This is a genomic window from Phytoactinopolyspora endophytica, assembly GCF_004138495.1.
In the GTDB taxonomy this organism is placed as follows: domain Bacteria; phylum Actinomycetota; class Actinomycetes; order Jiangellales; family Jiangellaceae; genus Phytoactinopolyspora; species Phytoactinopolyspora endophytica.
On sequence record NZ_ML142850.1, the window covers coordinates 558691 to 564220 of the forward strand.

The 5530-nt window shown below is 68.3% G+C and carries 5 protein-coding genes; 3 read left to right on the forward strand and 2 right to left on the reverse strand.

Annotation, left to right across the window (positions count from 1 at the left end; all coding sequences use genetic code 11):
- Positions 1–1694: glycine betaine ABC transporter substrate-binding protein (locus tag ELR45_RS05840; protein WP_129664160.1), on the forward strand; the 1694-nt coding region annotated here is incomplete at its 5' end.
- A 4-nt stretch (positions 1695–1698) separates the two neighbouring features.
- Here ELR45_RS05840 and ELR45_RS05845 read toward each other — a convergent pair.
- Positions 1699–2043 carry a cupin domain-containing protein gene (locus tag ELR45_RS05845; RefSeq protein ID WP_129664162.1) on the reverse strand — a complete coding sequence of 115 codons (345 nt, stop codon included), beginning with the start codon at positions 2041–2043 and terminating at the stop codon, positions 1699–1701.
- 139 nt (positions 2044–2182) lie between these two features.
- On the opposite strand from ELR45_RS05845, the gene ELR45_RS05850 reads away from it, so the two are divergent.
- The gene (locus ELR45_RS05850; protein ID WP_129664164.1) at positions 2183–3169 is read left to right on the forward strand and encodes a helix-turn-helix domain-containing protein; all 987 of its coding nucleotides are present in this window, start codon (positions 2183–2185) and stop codon (positions 3167–3169) included.
- Positions 3170–3284: 115 nt separating this feature from the next.
- On the opposite strand, the gene ELR45_RS05855 is transcribed toward ELR45_RS05850, so the two are convergent.
- Complete coding sequence (locus tag ELR45_RS05855; protein WP_420813815.1) at positions 3285–4274, reverse strand: helix-turn-helix domain-containing protein; 990 nt, start codon at positions 4272–4274, stop codon at positions 3285–3287.
- A gap of 53 nt (positions 4275–4327) precedes the next feature.
- Between ELR45_RS05855 and ELR45_RS05860 the strand changes: the two genes are divergently transcribed.
- A partial coding sequence (locus ELR45_RS05860; RefSeq protein WP_165367512.1) for an MFS transporter occupies positions 4328–5530 on the forward strand: 1203 nt, incomplete at its 3' end.

Genomic DNA, 5530 nt, shown 5'->3' on the forward strand with positions numbered 1-5530 from the left:
CCCAGGTGGACGACGGCGCCGCGCAGGGGTATCTCGTCGACCGGGAGAGCGCCGAGCGGTACGACATCGATTCCCTGGCCGATCTGGCCGATCCCGACGTTGCCAGCCGGTTCGATACCGACGGCGACGGCGCGGCCGATCTGACGGGATGCTCTGTCGGCTGGGGTTGTGAGGCCGTCGTCGAACGCCACCTCGACGACCTCGGGCTGCGAGATACCGTCACCCACGTCCAGGGGGAATATGCGCCGTTGCTGGACGACGTGGTCGAGCGGTACCAGCGCGGCGAACCGGTGCTGTTCTACACGTGGACGCCGAACTGGACATTGGGCCAGCTGGTTCCCGGTGAGGACGTCACATGGCTCGACGTGCCGGACGGCTGGCCGGCGAACGACATCCGCGCGGTGGCCAACACTGCCTTCCTGGATGAACACCCACCCATCAGGCGGCTGTTGGAGTCGGTGGTGATCCCGCTGGAGGACATCACCGTGCAGAACGCGAGGATGCGAGCCGGCGAGGGCGCACCAGCGGACATCCGCCGGCACGCGCACGAATGGATCGCCGAACACACCAGCGAGGTGACAGCGTGGCTGCACCAAGCGGACCCCGAACTCGAGGCGGACCTGGGCGAGCGTCCGCCCGGCTCAGGCGCGGGTGCCAACCCCGACGGGTCCGGGGCCGCGTCGCGTGGTGGCACCCTGATCGTTACGACCCGCGGACTCTCCCCGTTCGTCGCCTACGAGGACGACGAGTACACCGGATTCAGCGTGGAGCTATGGGGCCACATCGCCGAGCGCCTCGGGGTGGACTACCGCATCCAGCAGGTGAACAGCCTGGCCAAACAGCTCGATGACGTCCAACGCGGGGCGGCCGACGTCGCGCTCGGCGGGCTGGACATCACCTCCGGACGCGCCGAGCAGGTCGCCCTGTCCCAACCGACGTTGCGATCCGGCCTGCAGGTGATGGTCCGCTCCGACGAGGGCTCTGGAATCGGATCCGCGCTTGGCCGGATCGTCACCAGCAATCTGGTCACGTGGATCCTGTGGTTCGTCGCGATCTTCGGACTCATCCTCATCGCGGTCGGACACGTGATCTGGCTCCTGGAACGGAACCGAAATCCGGACATCCCGACCAGCTACCCGCGGGGTATCGCCGAATCTATCTGGTGGGCGGTCGTCGCGATCACGCCGTTCGGCGCCGGCAACAATACACCCCGGCGCAACCTCGGGCGGGTCTTCGCCGTCGGGTGGATCCTGGCGGGATACTTCCTCCTGGCCTACTTCACCGCCAGCATCACCAGCGCCATGGCGGTGGACGAGATCCGCGGCGACATCGCCGGCCCGGAAGACCTGGCCGGACACCGTGTGGGCACCGTGGTCCAGACTCCCGGCGCCGAACATCTCACGACGATCGGCGTAGGGCCGGTCCTCTACGAGGACATCGACCAGGCATATGCGGCCCTGCGCGACGGCGAACTCGACGCCGTCGTCTACGACGCACCCGCACTGCAGCACGAGGCCGCCCGCAACGGGCGAGGCGAGCTGCAGATGGTAGGCCCGGTGTTCGAGGAGTTCAGCTACGGCATCGGCACGGCGCTCGATACCGGCCTGCGAGCACGCATCGATGTCGCGCTTCTCGAGCTCGCCGAGAACGGCATCTACGACGCGGTCTACGAGCGCTGGTTCGGCGGCCGCTGACCCGCTAGTCGTCGAGCCATTCCTGGATCATGACGTCTGACGCGTGCACGCACATGACGCGAAGCGTCCCGGAGCCGGTGTTGGTGAAGCCGTGCCAGACGTCCGGCGCGACGACGGCCGTGTCGCCCGCGTGCGCGACGAGTGTCTCATCGCCGATGCGGATGGTCGCCTCGCCCTCGAGTACCGTCCAAGTCTCGCTGTAGGGGTGGCGATGCAGGCCGGGCCCCTGGCCCGGCTCGTTCTTCACAAGAAAGAACGAGATGCCAGAGCCGTACGGCCGGCCCTCGAACCGAAGAGTCTGACTCTCCCCGACGCGGAGTTCGCTGGCCGGAATGGTGCGGGCGCTCATTCGTCGAACTCCGCGACCTGGTTGGCGTAGACGAGTGCGAACTTCATGCCATAGCTCCTTCGGATGTTCCGATGCGGCCCTCCCGCATCGCGTGCTGCCCACACTCTCGCGATGTACGAAAGGCGGCTAACCTTTCGGCGTGGACCGAAAGTTCGTCGAGTTCCGGCTCGCCCCCGACGACATCTCTGCCATCCGTTTCGGCGTCTCACCTGGGCACGAGCTCTGTCACGCGGTGCGGGTGCTGCAGACCCCCGGCGAGCAGCCGCTGCAGTGGAGCTGGATTCGCGCGGTCCGCGACGCGGTGCCGACCGGGGCCTACGATCTGCTCCGCGTCGTGATCGGCGCGAGTGGGTACTTTCCGGATTTCCTCACCGCCAGCCCGGCGTGGGACATGACCGCCGACGACGAGATCGCCCGGCTGCGCGAAGCTCCGCTCGACCCCATGCGCGTCGACCTGAACAAGATGATCGACCGGTCCACCGGAGCGCGGCAGGACACCCTTCGCAGCATGCGCGACGAGCCGGCGCGGGCGCGGGCCATGATCGCCGACGCCTGGGGCGAGTTCTGGGACGCCGTGCTCGCCCCGCACTGGAACCAGCTCGATCGCCTGCTGCGCTCGGACATCGCCGTAAGGTCGCGACGGATGACCGACGCCGGCATCGCCGCGATGGTCGGCACGCTGCACGAGCAAGTCGACTGGCGCAGCGACGCGGTACGAGTGCGCATGCGGGTACACAGCGAGATCGTCGACTGCGCCGGCAGTGGGCTCGTACTCGTGCCGTCGGTGATGGCACGACGCTGCGCCGTGCTGACGGAGCGCCCGGCCCAGCCGACGCTGTTCTATCCGGCACACGGTGTCACCGAGACCTGGTCGCACGACGACGGCGCCGGCGAGGCGGCACTCGCCGGGCTGCTCAGTGCCGGCCGCGCGCGGTTGCTCCTCGCATTGCGTGAGCCGCTGTCGACGAGCGAGGCCGCATCGGCTGCAGGGATGTCGGTGTCCACCGCGTCCGAGCACCTCGCCGTGCTGCGGCGCTCCCGGCTCGTCGACCGTCGCCGCGACGGCGCGCGGGTCCTGCACTCACGCAGCCCACTAGGCGAGGCGCTGCTCGCGGCAAACGTATGATGCCACCGGGATGGGACGTCCCATCAGCCGAACCGACTCCACCGGATCGGCTGCCGCCTTGTGTGGCCGCGTCCATCGTGCCGGAAGGCCGTGACGCGAGTTTGATCCCACGCTCTCAGCCAGGGTGAGTCGTCGTACGAGTCTCTACTTCCTGGTGGAAGGTGCGGCGGTAGGTGTCCGGCGGGGTGCCGAGCGTTCGGTTGAAATGGCGGCGAAGAGTCGCCGCCGTGCCCATTCCGACGCGTTCGGCGATACTGTCGACGCTGTCCCGGCTCGACTCCAGCATCTCCTGTGCCCGCATGATCCGCTGCCGTAGCAGCCATTGCAGCGGGCTGGTCCCTGTGACCTTGAGGAACAGCCGGCCCAAATGGCGCGGGCTCACGTTCGCTCGCCGTGCGAGGTCGGCGACGGTGAGGGGCTCGTGCAGATGCTCGGCGGCCCAGTCCAGGAGGTCATTCAAGCTCTGGCCGTCGCCGGTCCGCAACGGGGTGGCGATGAACTGCGCCTGGCCCCCGTCCCGGTGCGGGGCCACGACCAGTCGCCGGGCGACGCTGTTGGCGACCCCCGCGCCGTGGTCCGTGCGGACCATGTGGAGGCAGAGATCGATCCCCGCAGCTTGGCCCGCCGAGGTCAGCACATCGCCGTCGTCTACGTAGAGCACGCTGGGATCGACCTCGACCTCCGGATACTGCTGGGACAGCCTCGCCGCGTACATCCAGTGGGTGGTAGCGCGTCGCCCGTCGAGCAGACCGGCAGCGGCCAGGACGAATGCCCCGGTACAGATGGAGGCCACCCGCGCTCCCCGCTCGTGCGCAGCGCGTACGGCGTCGACCAGTTCGGTGGGCGGGTTCTCGGCGGCGTCGTCGCAAGCCGGCACAATCACCGTCGCCGCATCCACCAATTCGTCCAGGCCGTGCGGCGTCTCCGTGCGGAACCACTCCCCGACCCGCGCGCCGGCGGCGGCACAGACAGTCAGGTTGTACCAGTCGGTGACCGATTCCGGTCTCCTGCCGCCGAAGACCGCGCACGGTATGGCCAGCTCGAATAGAGACATACCGTCGGCAATCGCGAGTGCAACCGGCGCCATGTCCGAAATTGTACGCATAGGGTCGTTCCAGCCACTCGTACCCGGTTCCACGGTCGCCCAACATGGCTGTCATGACAAGGCAAACTCTGGGGACAGCCGCCTCCACTCATACGAGGTACGCGAAATCCATCGGTGCACGAGACCGGGAATGGCTGGCGATCGGGTTAGGTGTCGCGGCGGTTGGATGGGGTGCGAACCAGTTCGCGCCGCTTCTGCTGATGTACCGGGCCGATCTGGATGTGTCCGCGGCCACCGTCCAAGCTACGTACGGGCTGTACGCCCTGGGACTGATTCCCGGGCTGTTACTGAGTGGCCCGGCTTCTGACCGTTACGGCCGCCGTCGGGTGCTGGTACCGGCCCTGGTCACGTCTGCACTCGCCAGCCTGCTGCTGATGGCAGGAAGCGCGGCCCTTGGGTGGTTGTTCGTCGGGCGCCTGGTCGCCGGCGCCGCCAGCGGTATGGCTTTCAGCTCCGGGACGGCCTGGATCAAGGAGCTCTGCACACACCGTCTCGACCGTGCGCCGAATCCAGGTGCCCGACGCGCGACCATCGCGATGACCACAGGATTCGCCGGCGGGCCGCTCGTTGCCGGTCTCCTGGCGCAATGGGCGCCTTCCCCGGCGCTCTCCGTATACCTCCCCCACCTGGCCTTGACGCTCCTGGCCATCCCTTTGGCGCTGCGCGCCAGAGAAACACGTTCGGTGAACCGAGAGACCGCGCCGTGGACCCCGTCGCGGCTGCCGACCGCGAGCGGTCGCCGCTTTCGCGGCGTCGTGTTGCCGCTCGCGCCGTGGGTCTTCGGCGCATCATCGATCGCGCTCGCCTATCTCCCTGGGCTCGTCAAGGATCGCCTCGGGGACTACGCCTTGCCGTTCGGCGCTGTGGTCACGGCACTGACCATGGTGGCCGGCATCCTGGTTCAGCCGCTCGCCCGTCGCCTCGACCTTCCGGGCAGGCCGACGCTGATCGCTGCCGCGTTGGCCATCGTCGCCGCCGGTCTGCTGTGTGCATCATCGGCCGCCGCGACCTCCCAGCCGTTGCTCGTCGCCGCGGCCGCGCTGATGCTCGGCGCCGGTTACGGATGCTGCCTGGTAGCCGGCCTCACCGAAGTGCAGGCCATGGCTGGTTCCCACAACCTGGCCAGGCTCACCGCCGTCTTCCAAGCGATCGCCTACCTCGGGTTCGGCGCACCGTACCTGCTCGCCGTAGCGGAGCACATCATGTCCGCGGCCATGCTGCTGCTCTGCACGGCGGTGCTTGCCGCACTCACCCTG

Excerpts from the sequence above, each read along its gene's own strand:
- ELR45_RS05845 (WP_129664162.1), bottom strand. The coding sequence starts at position 2,043 with ATGAGCGCCCGCACCATTCCGGCCAGCGAACTCCGCGTCGGGGAGAGT.
- ELR45_RS05855 (WP_420813815.1), bottom strand. The coding sequence starts at position 4,274 with ATGCGTACAATTTCGGACATGGCGCCGGTTGCACTCGCGATTGCCGAC.